At 71.7% G+C, this 25426-nt stretch carries 21 protein-coding genes; 12 read left to right on the forward strand and 9 right to left on the reverse strand.

Translation table 11 applies throughout. The features are described from left to right. Positions 1-92 precede the first annotated feature (92 nt). Positions 93-1076: an acetylxylan esterase gene (locus tag C1729_RS00165; protein WP_102507683.1), complete on the reverse strand. Its 984-nt coding sequence runs from the start codon at positions 1074-1076 to the stop codon at positions 93-95. A 567-nt stretch (positions 1077-1643) separates the two neighbouring features. Here C1729_RS00165 and nrdH point away from each other — a divergent pair. The 6 genes from nrdH (at position 1644) to nrdF (ending at position 7428) form a co-directional block, all read left to right on the forward strand. Continuing rightward, complete coding sequence (gene nrdH / locus C1729_RS00170; protein ID WP_102507685.1) at positions 1644-1889, forward strand: glutaredoxin-like protein NrdH; 246 nt, start codon at positions 1644-1646, stop codon at positions 1887-1889. Between the two features lie 62 nt (positions 1890-1951). Continuing rightward, a complete protein-coding gene (gene nrdI, locus C1729_RS00175) occupies positions 1952-2368 on the forward strand; it encodes a class Ib ribonucleoside-diphosphate reductase assembly flavoprotein NrdI (RefSeq protein WP_102507686.1) in 417 nt (138 codons plus the stop codon). Next, complete coding sequence (gene nrdE / locus C1729_RS00180) at positions 2365-4497, forward strand: class 1b ribonucleoside-diphosphate reductase subunit alpha (RefSeq protein WP_102507688.1); 2133 nt, start codon at positions 2365-2367, stop codon at positions 4495-4497. The genes nrdI and nrdE overlap by 4 nt, the downstream gene beginning before the upstream one ends. Before the next feature lie 137 nt (positions 4498-4634). Then, a complete protein-coding gene (locus C1729_RS00185) occupies positions 4635-5078 on the forward strand; it encodes a hypothetical protein (protein WP_102507690.1) in 444 nt (147 codons plus the stop codon). Between the two features lie 138 nt (positions 5079-5216). Next, positions 5217-6164 carry a DUF3592 domain-containing protein gene (locus C1729_RS00190; protein ID WP_102507691.1) on the forward strand — a complete coding sequence of 316 codons (948 nt, stop codon included), beginning with the start codon at positions 5217-5219 and terminating at the stop codon, positions 6162-6164. 283 nt (positions 6165-6447) lie between these two features. Then, positions 6448-7428, forward strand: coding sequence for a class 1b ribonucleoside-diphosphate reductase subunit beta (gene nrdF / locus C1729_RS00195; RefSeq protein ID WP_102507693.1), 981 nt, complete (start codon positions 6448-6450; stop codon positions 7426-7428). 85 nt (positions 7429-7513) lie between these two features. On the opposite strand, the gene C1729_RS00200 is transcribed toward nrdF, so the two are convergent. Both C1729_RS00200 and C1729_RS00205 read right to left on the reverse strand, forming a co-directional pair. After that, positions 7514-8023 carry a phosphoribosyltransferase gene (locus tag C1729_RS00200; protein WP_102507695.1) on the reverse strand — a complete coding sequence of 170 codons (510 nt, stop codon included), beginning with the start codon at positions 8021-8023 and terminating at the stop codon, positions 7514-7516. Between the two features lie 171 nt (positions 8024-8194). Continuing rightward, positions 8195-9205 (reverse strand): FKBP-type peptidyl-prolyl cis-trans isomerase, encoded by a 1011-nt coding sequence (locus C1729_RS00205; RefSeq protein WP_102507697.1) that lies wholly within the window; start codon positions 9203-9205, stop codon positions 8195-8197. A gap of 128 nt (positions 9206-9333) precedes the next feature. On the opposite strand from C1729_RS00205, the gene C1729_RS00210 reads away from it, so the two are divergent. The 3 genes from C1729_RS00210 (at position 9334) to C1729_RS00220 (ending at position 11388) form a co-directional block, all read left to right on the forward strand. Beyond that, positions 9334-9624 carry a hypothetical protein gene (locus C1729_RS00210; protein WP_102507699.1) on the forward strand — a complete coding sequence of 97 codons (291 nt, stop codon included), beginning with the start codon at positions 9334-9336 and terminating at the stop codon, positions 9622-9624. Positions 9625-9706: 82 nt separating this feature from the next. Further along, a complete protein-coding gene (locus tag C1729_RS00215) occupies positions 9707-10456 on the forward strand; it encodes an alpha/beta hydrolase (protein WP_102507701.1) in 750 nt (249 codons plus the stop codon). A 119-nt stretch (positions 10457-10575) separates the two neighbouring features. Continuing rightward, positions 10576-11388: an alpha/beta fold hydrolase gene (locus C1729_RS00220; RefSeq protein ID WP_102507703.1), complete on the forward strand. Its 813-nt coding sequence runs from the start codon at positions 10576-10578 to the stop codon at positions 11386-11388. Between the two features lie 80 nt (positions 11389-11468). Here the strand turns inward: C1729_RS00220 and C1729_RS00225 are convergent, their stop codons facing one another. Next, entirely contained in the window at positions 11469-11885 is a 417-nt protein-coding gene (locus C1729_RS00225; RefSeq protein WP_102507705.1) for a hypothetical protein, read from the reverse strand. Then, the gene (locus tag C1729_RS00230) at positions 11882-14059 is read right to left on the reverse strand and encodes a coiled-coil domain-containing protein (protein WP_129590609.1); all 2178 of its coding nucleotides are present in this window, start codon (positions 14057-14059) and stop codon (positions 11882-11884) included. Before C1729_RS00230 ends, C1729_RS00225 begins: the two co-directional genes overlap by 4 nt. Before the next feature lie 240 nt (positions 14060-14299). Here C1729_RS00230 and C1729_RS00235 point away from each other — a divergent pair, with 240 nt between their 5' ends. Genes C1729_RS00235 through C1729_RS00245 form a run of 3 tightly spaced genes read left to right on the forward strand, consistent with a single transcriptional unit; the run spans position 14300 to position 17794 of the window. Next, positions 14300-15805, forward strand: coding sequence for a hypothetical protein (locus tag C1729_RS00235; protein WP_102507709.1), 1506 nt, complete (start codon positions 14300-14302; stop codon positions 15803-15805). Then, positions 15802-16815, forward strand: a complete 1014-nt coding sequence (locus tag C1729_RS00240; protein ID WP_102507711.1) for a DUF8094 domain-containing protein — start codon at positions 15802-15804, stop codon at positions 16813-16815. Before C1729_RS00235 ends, C1729_RS00240 begins: the two co-directional genes overlap by 4 nt. A gap of 34 nt (positions 16816-16849) precedes the next feature. Next, the gene (locus C1729_RS00245; protein WP_102507713.1) at positions 16850-17794 is read left to right on the forward strand and encodes a tetratricopeptide repeat protein; all 945 of its coding nucleotides are present in this window, start codon (positions 16850-16852) and stop codon (positions 17792-17794) included. A gap of 59 nt (positions 17795-17853) precedes the next feature. Here C1729_RS00245 and glgB read toward each other — a convergent pair whose 3' ends face one another. From glgB to C1729_RS00265, 4 genes are all read right to left on the reverse strand, one after another. After that, complete coding sequence (glgB, locus tag C1729_RS00250) at positions 17854-20037, reverse strand: 1,4-alpha-glucan branching protein GlgB (RefSeq protein ID WP_102507715.1); 2184 nt, start codon at positions 20035-20037, stop codon at positions 17854-17856. A 70-nt stretch (positions 20038-20107) separates the two neighbouring features. After that, the gene (locus C1729_RS00255) at positions 20108-21520 is read right to left on the reverse strand and encodes a maltokinase N-terminal cap-like domain-containing protein (protein ID WP_165375375.1); all 1413 of its coding nucleotides are present in this window, start codon (positions 21518-21520) and stop codon (positions 20108-20110) included. Positions 21521-21529: 9 nt separating this feature from the next. Continuing rightward, positions 21530-23299, reverse strand: a complete 1770-nt coding sequence (gene treS, locus C1729_RS00260; RefSeq protein WP_102507718.1) for a maltose alpha-D-glucosyltransferase — start codon at positions 23297-23299, stop codon at positions 21530-21532. Beyond that, a complete protein-coding gene (locus C1729_RS00265; RefSeq protein ID WP_165375513.1) occupies positions 23296-25356 on the reverse strand; it encodes an alpha-1,4-glucan--maltose-1-phosphate maltosyltransferase in 2061 nt (686 codons plus the stop codon). Before C1729_RS00265 ends, treS begins: the two co-directional genes overlap by 4 nt. Positions 25357-25426: the final 70 nt, after the last annotated feature.

Consider the following 25426-nt stretch of genomic DNA (forward strand, 5'->3'; position numbering starts at 1 on the left):
CGTTTTTTTTAGGAAAAGGAGAAGGGGGCATACGAGTTCTAGTCCGGTCTCGTGGGCTGGGAGATGTGTATAAGAGGCGGGGTGGGGGTGGGTCAGGCCGGGACTCGGTTTGCGAGCCACGCGAGCTGGCGCGGCGCCATGTGACCTCCGCCGCCCTCGTGGCCGTTCCACGGCCACACGACGATCTCCTTGTCAGTGCCGGCGTACGCGTTGAACGCCGCGTAGATCGTCGACGGCGGACACACCATGTCCCGCAGCGCCGCCGACGTGAGGAGGGGAGCGGTCGCCCGACGCGCGTGCGTGACGCCGTCGAAGTACGCGAGCGTGCGGAACACCTGCTCCTCGTGGAGGCGGTTGACGCTGAGGTACTGGACGATCTCCTGGTACGGGAACGCGTCCGTGAGGTCGACCGACCGGCGGAAGTGGCAGAGGAATGGCACGTCGGCCATGACACCCGCGAGACCGTCGGTGAGGCCGGCGACGGCGAGCGCGACGCCGCCTCCCTGTGACCGGCCCGTGACGACGATCCGGGTGCCGTCGACCTCGGGCATCGCGCGCGCAGCGTCGACCGCGAGCACGGCGTCCGTCTGGAGGCGGCGCAGGTAGTGCTCGTGGGGGTCGAGGATCCCGCGCGTCATCTGGCCTGCGGCGGCGGGGCCGTGGCCGACCGGGTCGGGCGTGTCGCCCCCGTTGCCCCACCCCGATCCCTGCCCGCGGGAGTCCATGAAGAGGTGTGCGTAGCCCGCGTTCGCCCAGAAGAGGTGCTCGATCGCGAGTCCTCGTCCGCCGCCGTAGCCGTTGTACTGCACGACGGTCGGCAGGGGGCCCTCGGTCGCCGCGGGGAGCGTGAGCCACGCGCGGACGGGGTGGCCGCCGAAACCGGAGAACGTCACGTCGTAGGAGTCGACCGCGCGCAGGCCGGTCGTCACGCGTGTGCGCGTCGGCGCCGAGGCGAGGGCGCGGGACCCGGCGAGGGTTGCCGCCCAGAACTCGTCGTGGTCCGGGGCCTCGCCGACCTCGTCGGGCCCCGGTGCGTACGCCTGCAGCTGGTCGGTGGGCAGGTCGAAGAGAGCCATCACGTCCTCGTCGTCGGATCGTCCGTGCGCCGTCGTCGGCGCGTGCCCGCCCAGCGTAGGGAAGATGTGGGAGCGCTCACCTGGCGTGGGTGGGTGTGTCGCAGGAACGGGTCCCGGCGTGTCGCTCCCCGGCGTGTCGGAGGCGCGGCGGGTGAGATCTGCCCCGTCGGCGCGCGGTGTCCACCGCCTGTGGACGACGCGGGCGCACGGGGTGGGGACAGGCGCTCGGCGGGGGCGGGGGGGCCGCGGCGCAGGGCGGGGAGCGGCGTGTTGGCGCGATTGTCGGTGGCTCGTGGGAGGGTGATCGAGCAGGTTCTGTGCGTGGGTTGCAGCGGGGTCCGCGCGGTCGTCCACAGGCTTCCCACACGTCTGTCCACCTTCCGGCGAACATGGGATGACACCGATGTAAGTCACAACACCTAGGGGCTGTGGCCACGGCCGACCACTAGGTGTAGTGTTGCCGACGTCGGTGCGAGCCCGGGCCTCCCGGAGCCCGCCCCGAGAATCACATGAACGTCGTTCAGCCGCCGCGCGCGGCCGGACGGTCCGAACGAGGGGATCCGACTGATGAGCATCACGGTCTACAGCAAGCCGGCCTGCGTGCAGTGCGACGCCACCTACCGCGCGCTCGACAAGCGCGGCATCGACTACACGGTCGTCGACATCAGCCAGGACCTCGAGGCCCTCGAGATGGTCCGCTCGCTCGGCTACATGCAGGCTCCCGTCGTCGTCGCTGGCGACACCCACTGGTCCGGCTTCCGCCCCGACCAGATCTCGGCCCTCGCGACGCAGGTCGCCACCGCCGTCGCCTGACGACGCACCTGCCCGGTGCACCTCGCGAGGTGCGCCGGGCATCCCCGTACCCGGAGGTGCCCGTGACCGCCCTGGTCTACTTCTCGAGCGTCTCAGGGAACACCCACCGGTTCGTCGAGAAGCTCGGGCTCCCCGCCCGGCGGATCCCGCTCCTGCGGACCGACGAACCACTACGCGTCACCGAGCCGTACGTGCTCGTCGCCCCCACCTACGGCGGGGGCAACGGACGCGGGGCCGTTCCCAAACAGGTGATCCGATTCCTCAACGACGAGACCAACCGATCACTCATCCGCGGCGTCATCGCCGCAGGCAACACCAATTTCGGTGAGGCGTACTGCCTCGCCGGAAAGATCATCTCCGCCAAGTGCGAGGTGCCGTACCTGTACGGCTTCGAGCTCCTGGGGACGAGCGAGGACGTCACCCGCGTCCGCGAAGGATTGAGGCAGTTTTGGCAACGACAGTCACGGAGAACGGCATGACCGCCCTCGAGCAGGAGTCCGAGATGGACTACCACGCGCTCAACGCGATGCTCAACCTCTACGGCCCGAACGGCGAGATCCAGTTCGACAAGGACCGTGAGGCCGCGCGTGCCTTCTTCCTCCAGCACGTCAACCAGAACACGGTGTTCTTCCACTCGCTGCGCGAGCGGCTCGACTACCTCGTCGAGCACCACTACTACGAGCAGAGCGTGCTCGACCAGTACTCGTTCGAGTTCATCACGCAGCTCAACGACCTCGCGTACTCGAAGAAGTACCGCTTCGACACCTTCCTCGGCGCGTTCAAGTACTACACGTCGTACACGCTCAAGACGTTCGACGGGAAGCGCTACCTCGAGCGCTTCGAGGACCGCGTCGTCATGACAGCCCTCGCGCTCGGCGCAGGCGACGAGGCCCTCGCGACGAACATCGTCGAGGAGGTCCTCGCTGGCCGCTTCCAGCCCGCGACCCCCACGTTCCTCAACGCCGGCAAGGCGCAGCGCGGCGAGCTCGTCTCGTGCTTCCTCCTGCGCATCGAGGACAACATGGAGTCGATCTCGCGCGGCATCAACTCCTCGCTCCAGCTCTCGAAGCGGGGCGGGGGCGTCGCGCTCCTCCTCTCGAACATCCGCGAGTCGGGCGCGCCGATCAAGAAGATCGAGAACCAGTCGAGCGGCATCATCCCCGTGATGAAGCTCCTCGAGGACTCGTTCTCGTACGCCAACCAGCTGGGCGCACGCCAGGGCGCGGGCGCGGTCTACATCTCCGCGCACCACCCAGACATCATGCGGTTCCTCGACACCAAGCGTGAGAACGCCGACGAGAAAATCCGCATCAAGACGCTCTCGCTCGGCGTCGTCATCCCCGACATCACGTTCGAGCTCGCACGCAAGAACGAGCCGATGTATCTCTTCTCGCCCTACGACGTCGAGCGCGTCTACGGCGTGCCGTTCGGCGACATCTCCGTGACGGAGAAGTACCAGGAGATGGTCGAGGACTCCCGGATCCGCAAGACGAAGATCAACGCGCGCGAGTTCTTCCAGACGATCGCCGAGATCCAGTTCGAGTCGGGCTACCCGTACATCGTCTTCGAGGACACGGTCAACAAGGCGAACCCCATCAAGGGCCGCATCAACATGTCGAACCTCTGCTCGGAGATCCTCCAGGTCAACACGCCGACGACGTACAACGAGGACCTCTCGTACGACGTCATCGGCAAGGACATCTCGTGCAACCTCGGCTCGCTCAACATCGCGCGCGCCATGGACTCCCCGGACCTCGGCCTCTCGGTCGAGACCGCGATTCGCGCGCTCACCGCGGTGTCCAATCAGTCGCACATCTCGTCGGTCCGCTCGATCGAGGTCGGCAACGACTCCTCGCATGCGATCGGCCTCGGCCAGATGAACCTCCACGGCTACCTCGCGCGTGAGCGCGTGTTCTACGGCTCGGAGGAGGGGATCGACTTCACGAACATCTACTTCATGACGGTGCTCTTCCACGCGCTGCGCGCCTCCAACCGCATCGCAATCGAGCGCGGCGAGACGTTCGGCGGGTTCAAGGACTCGACGTACGCGTCGGGCACCTTCTTCGACAAGTACACCGAGCAGGCGTGGGTCCCGGCGACGGCGCGCGTCGCCGAGCTCTTCGCGCAGTCCGGCCAGCACATCCCGACGCAGGACGACTGGCGCGAGCTCAAGGCCTCGGTCATGGAGCACGGCATCTACAACCAGAACCTCCAGGCGGTGCCGCCGACCGGCTCGATCTCGTACATCAACCACGCGACGAGCTCGATCCACCCGATCGCGTCGAAGATCGAGATCCGCAAGGAGGGCAAGATCGGGCGCGTCTACTACCCGGCGCCCTACATGACGAACGACAACCTCGAGTACTACCAGGACGCGTACGAGATCGGCTACGAGAAGATCATCGACACGTATGCCGCCGCGACGCAGCACGTCGACCAGGGCCTGTCGCTCACACTGTTCTTCAAGGACACCGCGACGACGCGCGACCTCAACAAGGCCCAGATCTACGCGTGGCGCAAGGGCATCAAGACGATCTACTACATCCGTCTGCGCCAGCTCGCGCTCGAGGGCACCGAGGTCGAGGGCTGCGTCTCCTGCATGCTCTGACCCGCTGACGGCACATCGACGGCCCCGTCCCGCCCCCCGGCGGTGCGGGGCCGTCGGCGTCGCGACCGGGGAGCACCTGCGCTGTGCACGCTCGTCGGAGGTGGGGGAGGATGAGCAGCAAAGCGACAGGGGGATGCATGAGCAATAGCCGCACGCACATCACGGTGGCGCGGGGGCCCGCCGCGTACGTCGTCCTCGGCGTCATCGTGCTCGGGATGGCTGCGTTCTGGGGCTTCGTCGCACCGTTCATCCTCTCGGCGGTCTCTGCGGCGGGACCAGGGCCGGGCGGGCTCGACGCGCGCACGCTCGGGCTCCTCGTCCGCGGGGTCACTGTGCTCCTCGTCGTCGGCGGCCTCGCGAGCGTCGTCCGGGGGATCGCCGGCATCGTCCGACGCGAGAGCCCCGAGGCATCGAGCGCGAACTTCTACGTCGACGTCGGAGTCGAGCCCTGGCTGCTCGACGGGATCCTCGGGCGAGACGAGCGCGGCACGCCCGACGGCGGCACGTCCGACGACGGGGGCCCCGACGACCGCGAGCAGCCGAGGTCGCAGGGCCCTGATGTCGCTCCTCCGCTCTTCTGACCGCGGCGCGCGTCGCCCCGGCGGGTGCGCTCGCACCGGTGACCGGGCACCCCTAGACTCGGCGCGACAGCCACGGCCGGGCCTCCGGGCGCGCACCGCGGCACGGAGCTGGTGTGCGACGCAGGGGGTCGACGGACGATGACAGACGGAACCTCTCACGGCACGCCCGCGTGGGATCACGGACGGGGCTCCGGTGCGCCGGACCCGTTCCGTGCTGCACCGGCCGGTGCAGCACGGCCGGGCACGGGCCGCACGGTCGGTGGTGTCGTCGCGCTCGTCATCGGCATCTTCCTGATGTTCTTCGGAGTCGTGTGGCTCGCCGTCACGGTCGGGTTCGGTTTGCTCTCCGGAGCCGGGAGCGTGCTGTTCGACGACAACCTCGTCGAGGCCGACGGGCGTGTCGTCGACCTCGTCCGGTCGACGTCGAGCGACGGCGGCGCCTCGTGCCAGCCCGTCATCGCCTACCCGGGGCGCGAGGGAGAGGTCCTCACGTTCACCGGGCTGGTGAGCGAGTCGCCCTGCCGACGCGTCGGCGACGTCGTCCGCATCCATGTCGACCCCGTGAACCCGACGCGCGTCTATCTCGACCCGTTCGACGGGCCTACGGGCCTGCTGCTGCCGATCTTCGCCGTCATCGGCGGGGTCCTGCTCGTCGGGGGCATCGGGCTCGTCGTCGGCGGTTCCGTCGCCCTTCGGCGTGGGCGTCGTGCAGCGCGTGCGAGCGACGTGTCCCGCGGGGCGTGGCCGCCGCCCACGGGGACACCGTCCTCCGTGCCACCGCCGCCCGGGTACGTCGAGCACGCGGGCCCGGGCAACGGCATGGCTGCCGGTGCGTACGCCGTCGCGGACGAGGCCGGTGCCCGCACCGACGCTGCCCGCGCCGACGCCGCCCGCACCGACGCGGCCCGCACCGACGCTGCCCGCACCGACGCCGCCCGCACCGACGCGGCCCGCACCGACGCCGCCCGCACCGACGCGGCCCGCACCGACGCTGCCCGCACCGACGCTGCCCGCACCGACGCGGCCCGCACCGACGCTGCCCGACCCGACGGGTCGGGGTCGCACGTCGCACCGCCCCTCTTCTGACCCCCGCTCCCGTCTGTCCGAGGGTCTCCGCCCGTCCGAGGGGCGAGCCCCGTCGACCGTCCGGGAGAGGTGTCGCGGGCATCACCTGACCGGAGCGTGGGTCCGGCTTCACCCCGCTCGCGTGCGCGGCTAGGCTGGGCCAGCGGTGCACGAGCACCCGCCCGAACCTCGTCCCGGCGCCACGCCGGTCGGGTCCGTGGCGGCTCGTCGCACGCATGTCGCTGCGCCCGGGGCACCCCGTGGGCCCGCAGCGGCGCACGACGACCCAGGAGCGAGGAGCGGCATGACCCCCAGCCCGAAGATCAAGCTGATCGACCGTGTCACGGCGATCAACTGGAACCGCATCGAGGACGACAAGGACCTCGAGGTCTGGGACCGTCTCACCGGCAACTTCTGGCTGCCGGAGAAGGTCCCGCTGTCGAACGACATCCAGTCGTGGGCCAACTTCAACGACGAGGAGAAGGCGCTGACGACGCGCGTCTTCACCGGCCTCACGCTGCTCGACACGATCCAGGGCACGGTCGGCGCCGTCTCGCTCATCCCGGACGCCCTCACGCCGCACGAGGAGGCCGTCTACACGAACATCGCGTTCATGGAGTCGGTCCACGCGAAGAGCTACTCGTCGATCTTCTCGACGCTCATCTCAACGCCGGAGATCGACGAGGCGTTCCGCTGGTCGGAGGAGAACGAGGCCCTGCAGCGCAAGGCGCAGATCATCCTCGACTACTACCGCGGCGACGACCCGCTCAAGCGCAAGGTCGCCTCGACGATGCTCGAGTCGTTCCTCTTCTACTCGGGCTTCTACCTGCCGATGCACTGGTCGTCGCGGGCTCGCCTCACGAACACCGCGGACCTCATCCGCCTCATCATCCGCGACGAGGCCGTCCACGGGTACTACATCGGCTACAAGTACCAGAAGGGCCTCGAGCGCGCCTCGCAGGAGGTCCGCGACGAGATGAAGGCCTACACGTTCGAGTTGCTCTTCGAGCTCTACGAGAACGAGGTCCAGTACACGCAGGACCTCTACGACGGCGTGGGTCTCACCGAGGACGTCAAGAAGTTCCTGCGCTACAACGCGAACAAGGCGCTCATGAACCTCGGCTACGAGGGTCTCTTCCCCAAGGACGAGACGAACGTCAACCCCGCGATCCTCTCGGCGCTCTCGCCGAACGCCGACGAGAACCACGACTTCTTCTCGGGGTCGGGCTCGTCGTACGTCATCGGCAAGGCCGTCAACACGGAGGACGAGGACTGGGACTTCTGACGCTCCTGGTTCGCTGAACCGTACGACGGAGGGCCGGTCACCGCGCAGGCGGTGACCGGCCCTCCGTCGTCTGCGGCGGGGGAGCTCAGTCGCCCGGCACCGTCGTCCCGATCGCGGGCTGCGCGGACCACGGGAACGTGATCCACAGGTCCGTGTCCTTCCACGAGTAGTCGGGGCGCACGATCGAGCGCGGCTTCGTGAAGAGTACGGCCGAGCGGGCCTCGGCGCCCTTGGCGGCGAGCATCTCCATGACGAGCGCGAGCGTCCGACCCGAGTCCGCGACGTCGTCGACGACGAGGACGTGAGCGCCCGGCAGGTCGGCGGTGTCCATGAGCGGCGGCAGGACGCGCGGGTCGTCGAGCGTCTGGCCGATGTCCGTGTAGAACTCGACGTTGAGCGTCCCGACGCCCTTCGTGCCGAGCGCGTACGCGACGGCGCCGCCGGGCACGAGGCCGCCGCGGGCGATCGCGACGACGACGTCGGGCCGGAAGCCCGAGTCGTAGACCTGCTGGGCCAGCTCACGGGCGGCGACGCCGAAGGCCTCCCACGTGAGGACCTCGCGCTCGGGGGACAGGACGGGGTTCTCGGTGCTCATCGCCCCACGATACGTGCGCCGCGGCAGGGGGCCGGGGCTGGACGGCCCGGATCGGGCAGACGCCACGCGTGAGCCTGCTCACGCGCGACTCCCGGGCCCGGAGACGGCCGAGGGGCGCGCAGCCGCAGCTGCGCGCCCCTCGGGACGTGAGGCGGACGGAGCCGCGCGGTGCTACTTCGCTGCGACGACCGAGTCGATCGTCACGACGAAGACGAGCGTCTCGGTCGCGAGCTCGGAGGTGGGCGACGCGCCGTAGCCGAGGGCCGGCGGAATGACGAGCATGACCGTGGTCCCGACCTTGAGGCCCTCGAGCCCATGCGTCCAGCCCTGGATCACACCGGTGAGCGGGAACTCCGACGGCTCGTCGCCGCGCGTCCACGACGAGTCGAACTCCTTGCCGTCCGAGCCGTTGACACCGAGGTAGAAGGCCTTGATCGTGTCGGTCTGCTTGACGACGTCGCCGTCGCCCTCTTCGAGGACGACGCGGGTGACTCCCGGAGCCGTCGTCGCGAGCCCGCCCTCGGGCAACGTCACGGTTGGCTTCTTGCCCTGGGGGGCGTCGACGGTCGGCAGGCCGGCGTCGCCGACCTTCGCGTCCGTGACGAACTCGTCCTGGGCAAGGACGTCGACGAGTTCGTAGACCTGGACCGCCGGCGTCCCGTCGTTGGGGAACGTCACGGCGAAGCGCGTGCCGACGGTGAGGCCCGCGAGGGCCCCCTGGTCAAGCTCGCCCTTCGCGACGCTCATGTAACCGGGTGCCGTGGCCACGTAGAGTTCGGTGCCGTCCGCGATCGTCACGGCGCGCGAGAGGTACGTCGCGACGTTGCCCTCCTCGAGGACTGGCCCGTCGCCGGTGCACAGGGTCGCGACCTCGCCCTGCTCGGGAACCTCGTAGGACGCGTCGACGGTGATCGTCGGGGTCGTGCCGAGGTCGCCGCCGAGCGTCACGGCGGACACGAGCTTCGACTCGCTTCCCTCGACCGGGGTGCAGGTCGTCGCGGTGGTCGCGAACGTCGCGGGGACACCGGGGGTCGCAGCGTCGCCGGACGGCGTCGCCGACGCGCCGGGAGTCGCGTAGCCCGACGAGCTCGAGGTGTTGCCACCGTCGTCGGAGCAGCCGGCGAGGGCGAGGGCGGCGACGGTGACGAGCACGGCGCCGCGCCGCAGGAAGGTGCTGGACACTGGGGGAGTTCCTCACGTCGTGGGGGCGCAGCGCGCCGCGGGTCCGGACCACCCTACGACCACTTCCTGAGAACGGCCTGGGGAGCCCGGCATCCGGTCGTCCGCGTCCGTCGTGGCACCATGGACGGGTGCCGTCCAAGCGTCCCTCCCGTCGCCGCCCGTGGGGCGAGCCGCACCGCGAACTCGACCTCGACCGGGCCACGGGCGGACGCTCGACGACGCAGCGGCGCGGCGAGGACTGGACGGTCCAGAAGATCCGCGCGAGCGACAAGGCGTACCGTTGCCCCGGCTGCCAGCAGGAGATCGCGCCAGGCACCCCCCACGTCGTCGCGTGGGCGCAGGACGGGCTCTTCGGCGCGGACGCCGCGCTCGCGGACCGCCGCCACTGGCACAACCCGTGCTGGGACCGCGCACGCTGACCCGGTCCGCCGAGCGTGCCGTGCCCGACGTCACGCGCCCGGGCCGTCCGTGACGGGGAGGCCCGGGCTAGGCTCGGGCCTCGTGACGACCGAGATCCGCTCCACGACCGTCCTGCCCGCCCGCCGCGAGGACATCGAGCTCCACACGGCCGACGGCCTCACGCTCGTCGGCGAGCTCGCGCTCCCGGCCGACCGCGACCCCGTCGCGACGCTCGTGACGCTCCACCCGCTGCCGACGCACGGCGGCTTCATGGACTCCCACGTCTACCGCAAGGCGGCGTGGCGCCTGCCGGCGCTCGCGGACCTTGCGGTGCTGCGCTTCAACACGCGCGGCACGTCGTCGCCCCGCGGCACGAGCGAGGGCACCTTCGACGGCGGGGAGGCCGAGCGGTTCGACGTCGCCGCGGCGATCGAGCTCGCGGAGTTCCGTGACCTGCCCCGGCCGTGGCTCGTCGGCTGGTCCTTCGGCACGGAACTCGTCCTCAAGCACGGCACCGACCCCGCGATCGAGGGCGCGATCCTCCTCTCGCCCCCGCTGCACCGCGCGACAGACGACGACCTGCGACGCTGGGCAGAGTTCGGCCGGCCCCTCAAGGTCCTCGTGCCCGAGCTCGACGACTACCTCCGGCCGGCCGAGGCACGTGAACGCTTCGCGCTCGTCCCGCAGGCCGAGGTCGTCGGGGTCGACGGAGCCAAGCACCTGTGGGTCGGGGAGTCCGCGGTGCGACGTGCGCTCGACGAGATCGTCGGCACCGTCCTGCCCGGCCACGGCCCGCTCCCGACGACGTGGGACGGCGAGGCGACGACCGCCGACGAGCCCGAGACCCGCTGACGCACGTCCTGCCCGTCCCGGGTGCCGTTTGGCCCGGGTGCGCCATGATGGAGACGGGCACGGCCGCACGGGCCGTGCGACGCTGCGGGCCCCGCGCCCGGGACGGGAGGCACCTCGTGATGACCGGAGACGGACTGCTCGCCCACCACCGCCTGCGTGAGGGGGAGGGCACGCCCCTCGTCCTCCTCCACGGGTTCCCGCTCGACTCACGCATGTGGCACGACATCGTGCCGCTGCTCCCGGGCTCGTTCCCCGTCCTCGCGCTCGACCTCCCCGGCATGGGGGCGTCGCCGTCGGGTCATGACGTCGCGCTGCGGCTTCAGGTGCCCGACGTCCCGTCGGTCGAGCTCCAGGCCGACGCGGTCGCCGACACGCTCGCCGAGCTCGGCATCGACCGCGCCGTCGTCGCGGGCCTCTCGATGGGCGGGTACACGGTTCTCGCACTGCTCGAACGTCACGCATGGCTCCTCGCCGGCGCGGCGCTCGTCGACACGAAGGCCGGCGCCGACGCCGAGGAAGCACGCGCGAACCGCCTGCGCATCGCCGACGAGGTCGAGCGCACTGCGACGGTCGACGAGGTGCTCGGGATGCGCCGGGCGGTCCTCGGTGAGACGAGCCGTGTCGAGCGCCCCGACCTCGTCCAGCGGATCGACGGCTGGATCCGCGACCAGGGCCCCGCAGGGATCGCGTGGTGTCAGCGGGCGATGGCAGCCCGGCCCGACCGCCTCGACGCGCTGCGGGCCTTCGACGGCCCGGTCGCGGTCGTCGTCGGCGACGAGGACGAGCTCTCGCCGCTGCCGGAGGCCGAGGCGATGGTCGGCGCCGCGCAGGACGCCGTCCTCACGGTCGTCCGTCGGGCTGGCCACATGACGCCCATCGAGCAGCCCGAGCCGGTCGCCGTCGCGCTCGCGGACCTCGTCGCGCGGGCCTGAGGGCCCCAGAGGTGCTAGAGGTCCGGGCCCGTGGCTGCTCGTCGCAGCCACGGGCCCGGACCTGTTCGACGGACTCGGGGTCAGTCCTCGGGGACGACGCGCGCGAGCGCGTCACGCATGTCGATCGACTCACCGTCACGTCCGCCCTTGCCGAGGACGAGAGGCGGGTCGCTCGGTTCAGGACGTGACCCGGCGAGCCGTGCCCGCAGGCCGCCGGCGACCGTGAGGACGTAGAAGAGACCGTCCTCGCCGACCGCGGCGGAGCGGTTGGCGCGGAGGTACCACCCGCGCAGGCCCGTACGGTACGGGCCGTTGCCGGAGTAGTCCCGTGCGTGGAGCGGCTCGGGCTCGACACCGCGTGCGCGGGCCCGCTCGACGAACGCCGCGATGAGCTCGCGTGCCACGGCAGTCTCGCCGGCCTGCTTCTCTCGGAGGCGCTGCTCGTGGACGAGGGCGGCTTCACGCCGCTGATCGGCCCAGCCACCTCCGTCGTTCATCGTGCTGCCTGCTCCGGAGCCTGCTCGTCGCCCGCCGCGTCCCCGCCCGTGGCGTCCGCGTCCGTGGCGTTCGTGTCCGTCGCGTCCTCGTCGTCCTCGTCGGGCTCGTCGGCGGCGACCTCGACGTGGTCGTCGGCCGGCTCGGCCTCGACCGCCTCGGCCTCGACCGCCTCGGCGGAGGCCGCCGACGGTGCGGGCTCGGCGGAGACGGCCGACGGTGCGGCGGCTGCCGCAGCTGCCGAGAGGTCGTCGGCAGCGGCCGATGCCGCCGCCGTGAACTCGGTCGTCTCGGTGCCCTCGGCCTGCTGCTCGAAACGCTCCTGGGCGACGGAGACCTTCTCGAGCGTGCGCCGCGAGGGGATGGGGTCGCCACCGAGAAGCGAGCGCAGCTCGTCGAGGTACGTCGTGATGGACTCGCGCTGCTTGTTGAGGTCGTCGACTTGGCGCTGCGCGGTCGTGCGCTCGCGGTCAGCCTCGCTCACGGCCTCCGAGAGGGTGCGCTCGGCGTGCTCGCGCGCGCCCGAGACGATCTCGTCGGCGTTGCGGCGGGCACCGGCGAGCAGCTCCTTGGCGTGGGCGTCGGATTCCTGACGGATCTTCTCGGACTGCTCGACCGCGCGGACGACGCGCTGCTCGGCGTCCGCGGCGTGCGCCTCGGCCTCCGCGACCATGCGGTCCGTCTCGGCGCGGGCGGCCGCCATGCGTTCGTCCTCGGAACGCTCGAACTCGGCCTTGCGGGTCGCGATCTCGAGCTCGGCATCGGCGAGCGCCTTGCGGGCCTGCTCGCGCAGCGTGTCGGCGTCGGCCTTCGCGGATGCGAGGACCGCGGCCGCCTCACGGGCTGCCTCGGCGCGCTGTGCCTCGACCGCGAGGCGGGTGCTCTCGCGGAGCTCGGCGGTCTCGCGAGCCGCCGTCGAGCGGAGCTCGGCGACGGCGGTGTCCGTGGTCTCGCGCAGCTCGGTCGTCTCACGTTCCGCGGCCTCGCGGAGCGCGGTCGTCTCGAGACGAGCGGTCTCGCGCTGCTCGGTCGTCTCGCGGTCCGTCGTCGCTCGGAGCGTCGTCACGTGCTGCTCGGTCTCCGTGCGCAGCGCCGTCGCCCACGTCTCCGTCTCAGCGCGGAGCTGAGCGACCTCGGCGGCTGCAGCCTCCCGGAGCTCACGGACCTCGCGGTCGGCAGTCGTGCGCGTGAGGGCCGCGTACTGGTCGGCCTCGGTGCGGAGAGCTTCGGTCTCCTCCGTGACGCGGCGGCCCAGCTCGGTCGTCTCGCGCTCGGCGGTCTGGCGGAGCGTGTCGGCAAACTCCTGGGCGCTCGCACGCAGCTCGGCAGCGGCGGTCTCGGCTGCCTGTCGGAGCTCACCCGTCTCACGTGCCGCGGGGCGTCGCAGCTCGGCGGTCTCGCTGTCGGCTGCCTGGCGGAGCGCGGCGGTGTCCGCCTCGGTCTTCTGGCGCAGCGCCGACGTCTCGACGTCAACGGTGCGACGCAGGTCCGCGGCGTAGGCGTCGGTCTCCTCGCGCAGCGCGGTCGTCTCGCTCTCGGCCGTCTGGCGCAGCGCGGCGACCTCGTCCTGCGTGCGCACGCGGAGCTCGGTCGTCTCGAGTTCGACGGCTGCGCGGAGGCTCGACGTCTCGCGCTCAGCAGTCGCGCGAAGTTCGGCGACCTCGGTCTGCGTGACGGACTGGATGCGAGCGGCCTCGCGCTCGGCGGAGCTCACCATCTCGTCTGCGCGGCGCAGCGCGCTCGTCGTCACGGACTCGGCCTCGGTCGCGGCGGCGGCGCGCGTGTCGTCGGCCTCGCGGCGGGCGGTCGCGAGGATCTCGGCGGCCTCGTTCTCCGCGCGGGCACGGATCTGGCCCGCGGCAAGCTTGGCACGGGCGACGGAGTCGGACGCCTGAGCGTTTGCCTGCGCGACGACGTCCGACGACTGCTCCTCGGCGGACCGCATGAGCTGTTCGATGCGCGAGCCGAGACCGGAGTACGTCGGGCGTTCGGCCTCACGGAGCTGGCGCTGCGCGTCCGAGAGCTCTCCGCTCATCTGGAGCGTCTTCTCGTCGAGCGACGCGACCTGGGCGCGCGCGGCGTCGAGCTGCTTGGCGAGGCGGGCGATCTCGCCGTCGACCTGGCCGCGGTCGTAGCCGCGCATGACGACGGGGAACAGAGGACGGTCTTCGGACACGATGAGCCTTCGGCGTCGGGAGTGGAGCATCGGGTGCGCGGGTCCGCCGGGTGGTCGTCGTCGACTCCCGCCCGGGCACGCCGTCCCAGCGTATCGGTTCACCCGCAGGTCCGGGACCCGGATGTTGTGATCTGTGCCGGTGTGCAGATCCCGTGGTGAGGTGGCACGGGCCGGGCCGCTCGATGGCCGTCGCCGCGGGCGACACCGTAGGCTGGAGCGTCCGGAACGGAAGGAAACTTGGTGCTGCAACGCGTCATCGGTGCCGTGCTCGTCGCGCTCGGCGTGCTCTCGGCGGCCCTCGCCGTCGCCTCGGCGACGGTCTGGCGACCCGACGACGTCGTCACGGCGTCGAGCACGAGCGGGGGGGCGGCGACGCTGCTCGTCGTCGAGCCCGGTGTGCTCGACCTCGTCTCGGACGAGGTGACTGTGACCGCGAGCCGGAGCGACGGCGGCGAGGTTGCGGTCGCTCTCGGCCGGGAGGCCGACGTCCGTGGCTGGGTCGGTGACGACGCGCACCTGGCCGTCACAGGTCTCGCGTCATGGGACGCTCTCGCGACGCAGCTCGTCGCGGGGAACACGACACCCGTCGAGCCCTCCGACGACGGGACGACGAAGCCGTCCGCCGACGCCTCCGCGACCCCCTCCGGCGACGCGACGACGAAGCCGTCCGACGATGCCTCGACGAAGCCGTCCGCCGACGCCTCCGCGACCCCGGCGGCCTCGCCCACGCCGACGCCGGTCGTCGGTTCCTCGGGTCTCGTCGGCCCTGACCCGTCGGGCTCCGACATGTGGTTCGCCTCGGCCTCAGGCGCCGGCAGCGCGAGCCTCCCGGCTGGTACGGCCGTGGCGGAGGGGCGCACGATGCTCCTCGTCGCATCCGTCGGCGACGGCGCGCCCGCGCCCGTCCTCACGCTCTCGTGGCAGCGCGAGGTCTCGTCGGCGTGGCTCGTCCCCGGCCTTGTCCTCGGGAGCCTGCTCGCGCTCGCCGGCGCGGCGGTCCTCCTCGCGGCCTCGCGCGGCGGGCTGCGCGCCGTCGGCGCGAGCACGCGCCGCAGCATCCTCGAGACCTCCGCCCGCACCGCCGCGACCCTCTCGCGCCGCGGTGGCCAGCGTGCCGAGCCGACCGACGAGCGACCGGCGTCGCCGACCCCCACCCAGCCACCGGCGACCCGGCCGACGACGCCCGTGGCGCCCACGGTGGCGCAGGCCCCGTCCCCGTACGATCTCCGGCCCGGGCCCTCCTCACCCGGCGGACCGGTGCCCGCAGGACCCGCCGACCGCGGCCCCGTGCCCGGGGCCGCCTCCGCAGCGGGCGCACAGCCCGCCGACGGTCCCGCCCGGACCGCCGGAACCTCCGCGGCGAGCCCCTACGAGACGCGACCGAGCTCCCCGACGAGCGGCTCCGCGGTCGAGCCCGCAGCCGAGACCGGAGCCCGACCGCTCACGCGGCGTGAGCTGCGCGAGCAAGCGGAGCGTGAGGCGCTCCTCGCGGCGCAGGAGAAGACCCGTCGCCGACCCCGCACGGGCGCGCTGCCAGCCGTACGCGCCGAGCGCGCAGGCGGCGGCACCGAGCCGACACCGACGCAGCCGGCTCCTCCCGCAGCCTCGCCCACGCCTGCCCCCACGCCCGACGACTCGAACACCGCCCGGGCCGACGCCTGGCGGCGCGCCTGGGGCTTCGAGCAGCAGACCTGGACCCCGGACACTCACGACGCCAGCCCCGCCCGCCCCGAGGAGGACGCATGACCCGCACTCACCGGACGGCACTCGCTGCGTCCGCGCTCGCGCTCGCGCTCGGCCTCGCGGCGTGCGCCGAGCCGCTCCCCACGCCGACGCCCGCGGCGACGCCCGTCCAGGCGCCGCCCGTGCTCACCCCCGAGCAGTCCGCAGCGATCCTCGCCTCGATCGGTGAGACCCTCGCGACGACCGACGAGGCCCGCAGCGACAAGGGCCTCAAGGACCGGCTTTCAGGACCCGCGCTCGCGATCCGCAAGGTCGAGCTCGCGGTCGCCAAGGCGACGAAGAAGGACGACCCGCTCACGAAACTGCCGACGACGGCGCTGTCGATGACGAGCCCCGTCGAGCAGGCGTGGCCGCGCGCGGCGCTCGTCGTCTCGGAGCAGCCCGAGCTCGAGACGGAGCGTCTCCTCGTCCTCGAGCAGGACGAGGCCCGGGACCCCTGGCGCCTGTGGTCGTGGGTGCGGCTCTTCCCCGGCGTGACGCTGCCCCGCTTCGCCGCCGCGACCGTCGGGTCCGGCACGGTCGGCGCCGACGACGACGGCTACCTCGTCACCGCCTCCGAGGCACTCGAACGCTACGCGGACGTCCTCTCGAAGCCGAAGAAGTCCAAGCACCTCGATCTCTTCGCCGACGACCCGTTCCGGGAGAGGGTCGCGCAGCTGAGCAAGCTCCAGAACGCGGCGCTCAAGCCCGCCGAAGGCAAGCAGACCATGACGTTCACCGCGGTGCCGGGCGCACTCCACGCGTTCGCGACCGTCGACGGCGGCATGCTCGTCGTCGGTGAGCTCACGGCACTCGAAGATCGCGTTGCCGAGAAGGGCGCGAAGATCTCGCCCGTCGACGACGTCGAGAAGCACCTCACGAAGAAGCTCAAGGTCGAGAACTCGATGGCGCTCACGTACACGACGGTCGTCGCGATCCACGTGCCCGCCGACGGCTCCGACGCGACGAAGGTCGACGTCCTCGGCGTCGAGCACGCCGCGACGAAGGCCTCGATCCCCGAGAAGAAGGACTGACGACGCGCGTCGTCCCCGCACGCAGGAAGGTGTCATGAGCCAGCCCCAGCCCGACCCCCGTCTCGACGTCCGCGGAGCCGTCGACCTCTCCTCGCTAGGCCGACCGACCGCGCCGCCCCCGGGCGAGCCCGGCGGCGCACCCGCGGCCGGGGGCAACGTCGTCGACGTGACGACCGAGACGTTCGGCGACGTCGTCGAACTCTCCGCGCGCGTGCCCGTCGTCGTCCTCATGTGGCTGCCGACGGACGACGCCGTCGCGCGCTTCGGCACCGCGCTCGGCGCGGTCGTCGACCGCTATGAGGGCCGCATGCTCCTCGCGCGCGCGGACGTCGAGGCGCACCCGCAGATCGCTGCCGCGTTCCAGGTGCAGGGCGTGCCGTCGGTCGTCGCCCTCATCTCGGGCCAGCCCGTCCCGCTGTTCCAGGGCATCCTTGACGACGAGCAGGTCGGGGGCGTGCTCGACCAGGTCCTTCAGGCTGCCGAGGCCAACGGCGTCACCGGGCGCCTCGACGCCGAGGGCGGGGCCGCGGACGACGACGTCGCCGCGGAGCCCGAGCCGGAGCCGCTGCCGCCGCTCCACCAGAAGGCGTACGACGCGATCGACGCAGGGGACCTCGAGGGCGCGATCGCGGCCTACACGCAGGCGCTGCGCGAGGACCCCCGCGACGCGGCCGCGTCAGCAGGGCTTGCGAACGTCCGGCTCCTCGCGCGGACCGCGACGATGGAGCTCGGCGCGGTGCGCGCGGCCGCAGCGGAGCGTCCCGCGGACCTCCAGGCCCAGCTTGACGTCGCCGACCTCGACCTCGCCGGCGGCAAGGTCGACGACGCGCTCGGACGTCTCGTCGAGCTCCTGCCTTCGCTCGACGCCGACGGCAAGGAGACGGTGCGCACGCGCCTCGTCGAGTACTTCGAGATCCTCGGACCCGAGGACCCGCGCGTCGGACCTGCGCGCCGCGCCCTCGCCAACGCGCTGTACTGACGCTCACGACGACGGCGGCCACCCCGGACCGGGGTGGCCGCCGTCGTCGCGCGTGGGCGTCAGCCCTCGTGCCGCAGGTAGATCGCGCCGAGCGGCGGGACACGCAGCGGCACGGAGAACCGCTGGCCCTTCCACGGCTGGTCCTCCGCGGTGACGCCGCCGAGGTTGCCGACGCCCGAGCCGCCATAGTCGGCGGCGTCCGTGTTGAGGATCTCCGTCCACGTGCCGCCCGTCGGAAGCGGCAGGCGCCATCCCTCGTGCACGGTGTCGGCGAAGTTCACGACGACTGCGACGTCCCGGCCGTCGGTCCCACGTCGCAGGAACGCGATGATGTTCGCATCCGCGGCGTCGGAGTCGAGCCACGTGAAGGCCGCAGGGTCGAAGTCCCGCTCCCACAGCGCGCCCTCGGCGCGGTACACCGAGTTGAGGTCGCGCACGAGGCTCTGGACGCCCCGGTGCGGCGCATGGTCGAGCAGGTACCACTCGACACCCGAGCCGTCGTCCCACTCGGTGCCCTGTCCGATCTCGCAGCCCATGAAGAGCAGCTGCTTGCCCGGATGCGCCCACTGGTAGGCGAGCAGCCCGCGCAGCCCCGCGAACTGCTGCCACTCGCCGCCCGGCATCTTGCGCAGGAGCGACCCCTTGCCGTGGACGACCTCGTCGTGGCTGAGCGGCAGCATGAACTGCTCGGAGTACGCGTACACCATCGAGAACGTCACCTCGTGGTGGTGGTATCGCCGGTGGACCGGGTCCGTCGCGAGGTAGCGGAGCGTGTCGTTCATCCACCCCATGTTCCACTTGAGACCGAACCCGAGGCCGCCCGCGCTCGTCGGCGCCGTGACGCCGGGCCACGACGTCGACTCCTCGGCGATCATGACGATGCCCGGGCTGCGCCGGTAGGCCGTCGCGTTGGCCTCCTGGAGGAACGCGATCGCCTCGAGGTGCTCACGGCCGCCCTGCACGTTGGGACGCCACTGGCCGGGCTTGCGCGAGTAGTCGAGGTAGAGCATCGACGCGACGGCGTCGACGCGCAGACCGTCGACGTGGAATTCCTCGAGCCAGTACGTCGCGTTCGCGACGAGGAAGTTACGGACCTCGGCACGTCCGAAGTTGAAGACGTACGTGCCCCAGTCTGGGTGCTCGCCACGGAGCGGGTCCGGGTCCTCGTAGAGCGGGGTCCCGTCGAAGCGCGCGAGCGCCCACTCGTCCTTGGGGAAGTGCGCCGGAACCCAGTCGAGGATGACGCCGATGCCCGCCGCGTGCAGCGAGTCGATGAGGAACCGCAGGTCGTCAGGGTGGCCGAAGCGTGAGGACGGCGCGTAGTAGCCCGTCACCTGGTAGCCCCACGACGGCCCGTACGGGTGCTCGGCGATCGGCATGAGCTCGACGTGCGTGAAACCCTGCTCGACGACGTACGCCGTGAGCTGCTCGGCGAGCTGGCGGTAGCCGAGGCCCGGACGCCACGACCCGACGTGCACCTCGTAGACGCTCATCGGCCCCGTGTGCGGGTCCGACTGCGCACGGCGTGCCATCCACGCGTCGTCCTGCCACACGTGCTCGGAGGCGACGACGACGGACGCCGTCGCGGGCGGCACCTCCGCGGACTTCGCCATCGGATCGGCCTTCTGCCGCCACGAGCCGTCCTGCGCGAGGATCTCGAACTTGTAGCGCGTGCCTGCACCGACCCCCGGGACGAAGAGCTCCCACACGCCCGAGCTGCCGAGTGAGCGCATCGCGTGCGACGCACCCTGCCAGTGGTTGTGGTCGCCGACGACGCGCACCGCGCGAGCGTTGGGCGCCCACACCGCGAACGCCGTGCCGTGAACCTCGCCGAGCACGCTCGGGAACGTGCGGAGGTTCGCGCCGAGCACCGTCCACAGCGTCTCGTGGCGGCCCTCCTGCACGAGGTGGAGGTCGAGCTCGCCGAGCGTCGGCAGGAAGCGGTACGGGTCGTCGGAGCGCGTGACCTCGTCGCCGTACCGCACGCGGAGCCGGTAGTCGGGCACCTCGTCGACGGGCAGGACGACACACCACACCCCGTCCTGCTCGTGCTCCGTCGGGTGCTCGCCGTCGGCCGTGACGACGACGACCTCGTCGGCGAGCGGACGCAGGACTCGGACCGTCACCGCGCCGTTGTGCACGTGCGGCCCGAGCACCGAGTGCGGGGCATGGTGACGACCTGCGGCGACCGCGGCGAGTTGCGCGGCGTCGACGGGGAGCGGCGAGGGTGAGGACGGGATCATTGCACTACCTTTCCACGGCACGGGCAGGAGACAGAGGGACCGACGACCGGCGCGTCGGCTCCGGTGCAGGTCACCCGGGCACGGGCTCGTCCCCGTCGGGCGCAGGTGGCTTGCCGTGTGCGAGCAGCCGGTCGACCGCGCCGAGCGGGATCCTCAGCCAGTCGGGCCGGTTCCCGGCCTCGTAGACGACCTCGTAGAGCGCCTTGTCGAGCTCGAGCGCGTCCCGCAAGGTCTGCGTGAACGCGTCGTCGGGCGTGGGGTACGCCTCCGCGTAGCCCGCGAGGAACGCCTCACGCGCGTCGGTCGCCCACGTGGGCGACGTCGCCTCGCCGACGGCCGCCGCGTAGTCGAAGGACCTCAGCATCCCGGCGACGTCCCGGACCGGAAGGTCGGGGCGCTGCCGCTCCGCGAGCGGCCGCATGGGCTCGCCCTCGAAGTCGAGGACACGCCACGTGCCGTCGCCCGCGCGGAGGACCTGGCCGAGGTGTAGGTCGCCGTGGATGTGCTGGAGCTCGAGCAGGCTCGCCTCGTCCGGCGCCTCGAGCAGGCCGTAGAACTGCTCGATCGCGGGGAGACGCCCCGCGATCACGCTCGCGCTCGCGGCGGCGGCCCGCGCCCGCCGACGCAGCTCCGAGCGTAGCCATGCGAGCCCGACGGTCTGGCCGGCAGCGGGCAGGGCCTGCCGCAACGCGACGTGCATGCCCGCGACCGTGCGGCCGAGCTCGGCCGCGTCCTCGGCGAACGAGAGGTCTCCCGTCGCGTACGCGCACGCGAGCTGGAACCCGTCCGACGCGTCAGGGACGAGCTCCGTGAGCACCCCGAGGTCGATCGGCTCGGCACCGGCCGGCACGTCGCCCTCGTCCTCGCCCGCAAGCTCGAGCCACGCGAGCGGGGCGGGCACGCCGTCCCAGCCGACCTGCACGAGAGCCCGCGGCACGTCGACGTCCGGGTTCGCACCCGGCGCGACCGTCCGGAACAGCTTGAGGATCGCGCCGCCCGCGACCGCGGGCAGGAGGATCGACGTGTTCGACTGCTCGACCGTGAGCATGCGCGCGCCCGCAAGGTCGAGGCTCGCGGGCGGGGCGTCTGCCTCGCCCCACTGGGCGAGCGTCAGCCACGCCCGCCAGAACGTCGGGTCGTCGCACGCGTCGAGCAGGTCCGTGCCGTCGCCCAGCGTGCCGATCCACGACGGTGGCACCTCCTGCCCGACGGCGTGCGTGACCGACGGCCGCCGCACGACCGGAACCTGGACCGTGACGGTCGCCTCGGGACCCTCGACGCGCAGAAGGTGGACGATCGCGTCCGAGCCGTCGGCGAGCCCGAAGGACCGCCACGGCGTGATCGTCGTCGTCCCCGACTTCACGGGGAACCAGCGTCGCGCCGGCATCCACGCGCGCAGCAGCGCCAGCTGTGCGTCGTCGGGCGCGGGCGCCGGGACGAACGGTCCGAGCTGGTCGGTGAGATCAATGCGTCGACGGCTCATGCGCACCCCTCAGCTAGCCGTCGTCGACGTCGTCGGCGTGAGCGACACCCAGTGGAAGTCGCGCGCCCCGAAGGTCCACCGCACCGAGCCGTCGGCCGCGACCGTGCCGAGCACGGCGCCGCCGAAGAGGTCCGTGAGCGTCGCACCCGCATGCCCGGGAAGCATGAGGGTCGCGGCACGTGCCGTAGCACCGAGGTTCGCGAGGCACAGCAGCGTCTCGTCAGCCGTCGTCCGGAGGAAAGCGAGCACGGACTCGTCGTCCGCCGGCACCGGCGTGAACGTGCCAAGCCCGAACGCCGGGTGCCGCCGCCGGACCGTGAGCATGCCGTGCACCCAGTGGAGGAGCGAGCCCGGCATCGCGAGCTGCGCCTCGACGTTCGTGCCCTCGTAGGTGTGTCCGAGCGAGCGCACGACCGGCAGGTAGAGCTTGCCGGGATCCGCCGTCGAGAAGCCCGCGTTGCGGTCCGGCGTCCACTGCATGGGGGTGCGCACGCCGTCGCGGTCCTCGAGCCAGATGTTGTCGCCCATGGCGATCTCGTCGCCGTAGTAGAGGCAGGGGCTGCCAGGGAGCGACAGGAGGAGGGCGTGCGCGAGCTCGATCTCCTTGCGGGAGCCTCCGAGCAGCGGCGCGAGCCGCCGGCGGATGCCGACGTTCGCACGCATGCGCGGGTCCGACGCGTACCAGCCGTACATCGCGGCACGCTCCTCGGTCGACACCATCTCGAGCGTGAGCTCGTCATGGTTGCGCAGGAACGTCGACCACTGCGCGCCCGCCGGGATCTCCGGGGTGTCCGCGAGGATCTCGAGGATCTTCGTCGCCTTCTGGTCCCGCAGCGCGTAGTAGATGCGCGGCATGACGGGGAAGTGGAAGCACATGTGACACTCGGGGGCTTCCTCGGTGCCGAAGTACTCGACGACCTCGCCCGGCCACTGGTTCGCCTCCGCGAGCATGATCGTGCCCGGGAACTCCGCGTCGACCATCGCCCGCACGCGCGCGAGGAACTCGTGGGTGCGCGGCAGGTTCTCGCAGTTCGTGCCCTCCTCCTCGAAGAGGTACGGCACGGCGTCGAGCCGGAAGCCATCGACGCCCACGCGGCACCAGAATCGTGCGACGTCGAGCATCGCCTCCTGGACGGCGGGGTTCTCGAAGTTGAGGTCCGGCTGGTGGGAGAAGAACCGGTGCCAGAAGTACTGGCGGCGCACCGCGTCGAACGTCCAGTTCGACGTCTCCGTGTCGACGAAGATGATGCGGGCGTCGCCGTACCGCGTCGGGTCGTCGCCCCAGACGTAGAAGTCGCCGTACGGCCCGTCCGGGTCCTGCCGCGACGCCTGGAACCACGGGTGAGCGTCGCTCGTGTGGTTCATGACGAGGTCGATGACGACGCGGATGCCGCGCGCGTGCGCAGCCTCGATGAGCTCCGTGAAGTCCTCGAGCGTCCCGTACTGCTCGGCGATCGCCGTGTAGTCCGCGACGTCGTAGCCACCGTCACGCAGCGGCGACGGGTAGAACGGCGGTAGCCACAGGCAGTCGACGCCGAGCCACTGCAGGTAGTCGAGCCGGTCGACGAGGCCGCGCAGGTCGCCCGATCCTGACGCTGTCGAGTCGGAGAACGCCCGCACGAGCACCTCGTAGAAGACCGCGGTCCGGTACCACTCGGGGTCGTCGGACAGCGCACGAGGCACGGCCGGGACCGTGGGGCGACGCTGCGGCGGCAACGCCGCAGCAGCGAGCTGGCCGGTCACGGGTGCTGGCTCAGGCATACGGGGGATCGTCGTCATGGCGTCGTCACCTCGATGATGTGCGCGGGGCGGCCCGGCTCGAGCCGCACGAACGCTCGACGGCCCCACGCGTACGTCTCGCCTGTGAGCAGGTCGTGCGCGTTGAAGCGCGGCTCGTCGTTGTCCGCGGGCTCGAGGCCGAGGGCCACGAGGTCGAGGTCAACCATCGACTCCTGCGGACCCCACGGGTCGAGGGAGACGACCGTGATGACGGTGTCCGGGCGGCCGTCCGTCGTGAACTCACCGCCGAGGTGCGAGGAGAACGCGACGACCTGGTCGTTCGTCGTGCCGTGCACCGTAAGGTTCCTCAGCTGGCGCAGCGACGGGTGCGCGCGGCGGATCTCGTTGAGCCGCGTGAGCAGACCCGTGAGACGCGCAGCCTCGGGAGCTGACCAGTCGCGCGGCTTGAACTCGTACTTCTCGTTGTCAATCTGTTCCTCGGCGCCAGGTCGCGCGACACGCTCGGCAAACTCGTAGCCCGAATAGATGCCCCACGTCGGCGATCCCGTCGCGGCGAGCACCGCGCGGATCGCGAAGATCTCCTCGCCCCCGTGCTGCATCGTCGGCGTGAGGATGTCGTGCGTCGTCGGCCAGAAACTCGGCCGCATGACCGAGCCGACCTCGTCCGACACCTCCGCGAGGTACGACGTGATCTCCTCACGCGTGTTGCGCCACGTGAAGTACGTGTACGACTGCTGGAACCCGATGCGCGCGAGCGTGAGCATCATCGCGGGACGCGTGAACGCCTCCGCGAGGAAGATCACCTCGGGATGCGTCGCCCGGATGCTCGTGAGCAGCCGCTCCCAGAAGTCGAGCGGCTTCGTGTGCGGGTTGTCGACGCGGAACGCCGTCACCCCATGATCGATCCACAGGCGCACGATGCGTTCGATCTCCGCCTCGATGCCTGCGGGGTCGAGGTCGAAGTTCAGCGGGTAGATGTCCTGGTACTTCTTCGGCGGGTTCTCCGCGTACGCGATCGTGCCGTCGACGCGCGTCGTGAACCACTCGGGGTGCTCCGTCACCCACGGGTGGTCCGGCGAGCACTGGAGCGCGAGGTCGAGCGCGACCTCCATGCCGAGGCTGCGAGCACGCGCGACGAACGTGTCGAAGTCGTCGAAGGTCCCGAGCTCGGGGTGGATCGCGTCGTGACCGCCGTCCGGCGAGCCGATCGCGTACGGCGAGCCTGGGTCACCCGGGAGCGCCTCGAGCGAGTTGTTGCGCCCCTTGCGGAACGTCGTGCCGATCGGGTGGATCGGGGTGAGGTAGACGATGTCGAAGCCCATCGCGGCGATGCCCGGCAGGCGCTCGGCCGCGGTCCGCAGCGTTCCCGAGCGCCACGAGCGCGTCGCGGCGTCGTACACCGCACCCTCCGAGCGCGGGAACATCTCGTACCACGCACCCGCGAGCGCAAGCTCGCAGCTCACGACGAGCGGGTAGTCCGCGGACGGCGAGATGTGGTCACGCAGGGGCGACCGCAGGACGAGGATGTCGCGGACGTCGTCCGCGAGCGCCGCCGCGAGACGGTCCTGCGGGGTCGACCGGGTGTCGGCGAGGGTCGTCCGGACGCGCTCAAGCGTCGAGCGGTCCGCGGCGTCGAGCGTGAGCTCGGCGAGGACACGGTCCATGAGCCGCACACCCTCGGCGAGCATGAGCTCGACGTCGACGCCCGCAGCGATCTTCACGGTCGCGTCGTGCGTCCACGTCCCGTAGGGGTCCGACCACGCCTCGACGCGGAACGTCCACTCGCCCGGTGCGTCGGGCGCGACGCGCGCCTCGTAGCGGTCGAGCCCCGGCGCGATGTCGACCATGCGGGCGCTCGCGTGGACGGTGCCGTCGGGAGCGACGAGCACGGCGGTCGCCGCGACCGCGTCGTGGCCCTCACGAAACACCGTGGCACGGACCGGGACGGCCTCGCCGATGGCGGCCTTTGCGGGCCAGCGGCCCTGCTCGACGGTCGGGGAGACGTCGACGACTGGGATGCGACCGATCGGGGTCGGGCGGACCGGGACGGGCTGCGCGACGCGCGGCGCCGGGGCGACCGGTGCGCTGGCGCGCACGGCGTGGCCCGGGTTCGCGGCGGCACTGACGGGGCGGGGGCGCTTGTTCCTGCTCACAGGTCGAACCTAG

Origin of the sequence: Sanguibacter massiliensis (genome assembly GCF_900240335.1) — a bacterium.
Taxonomy (GTDB): domain Bacteria; phylum Actinomycetota; class Actinomycetes; order Actinomycetales; family Cellulomonadaceae; genus Flavimobilis; species Flavimobilis massiliensis.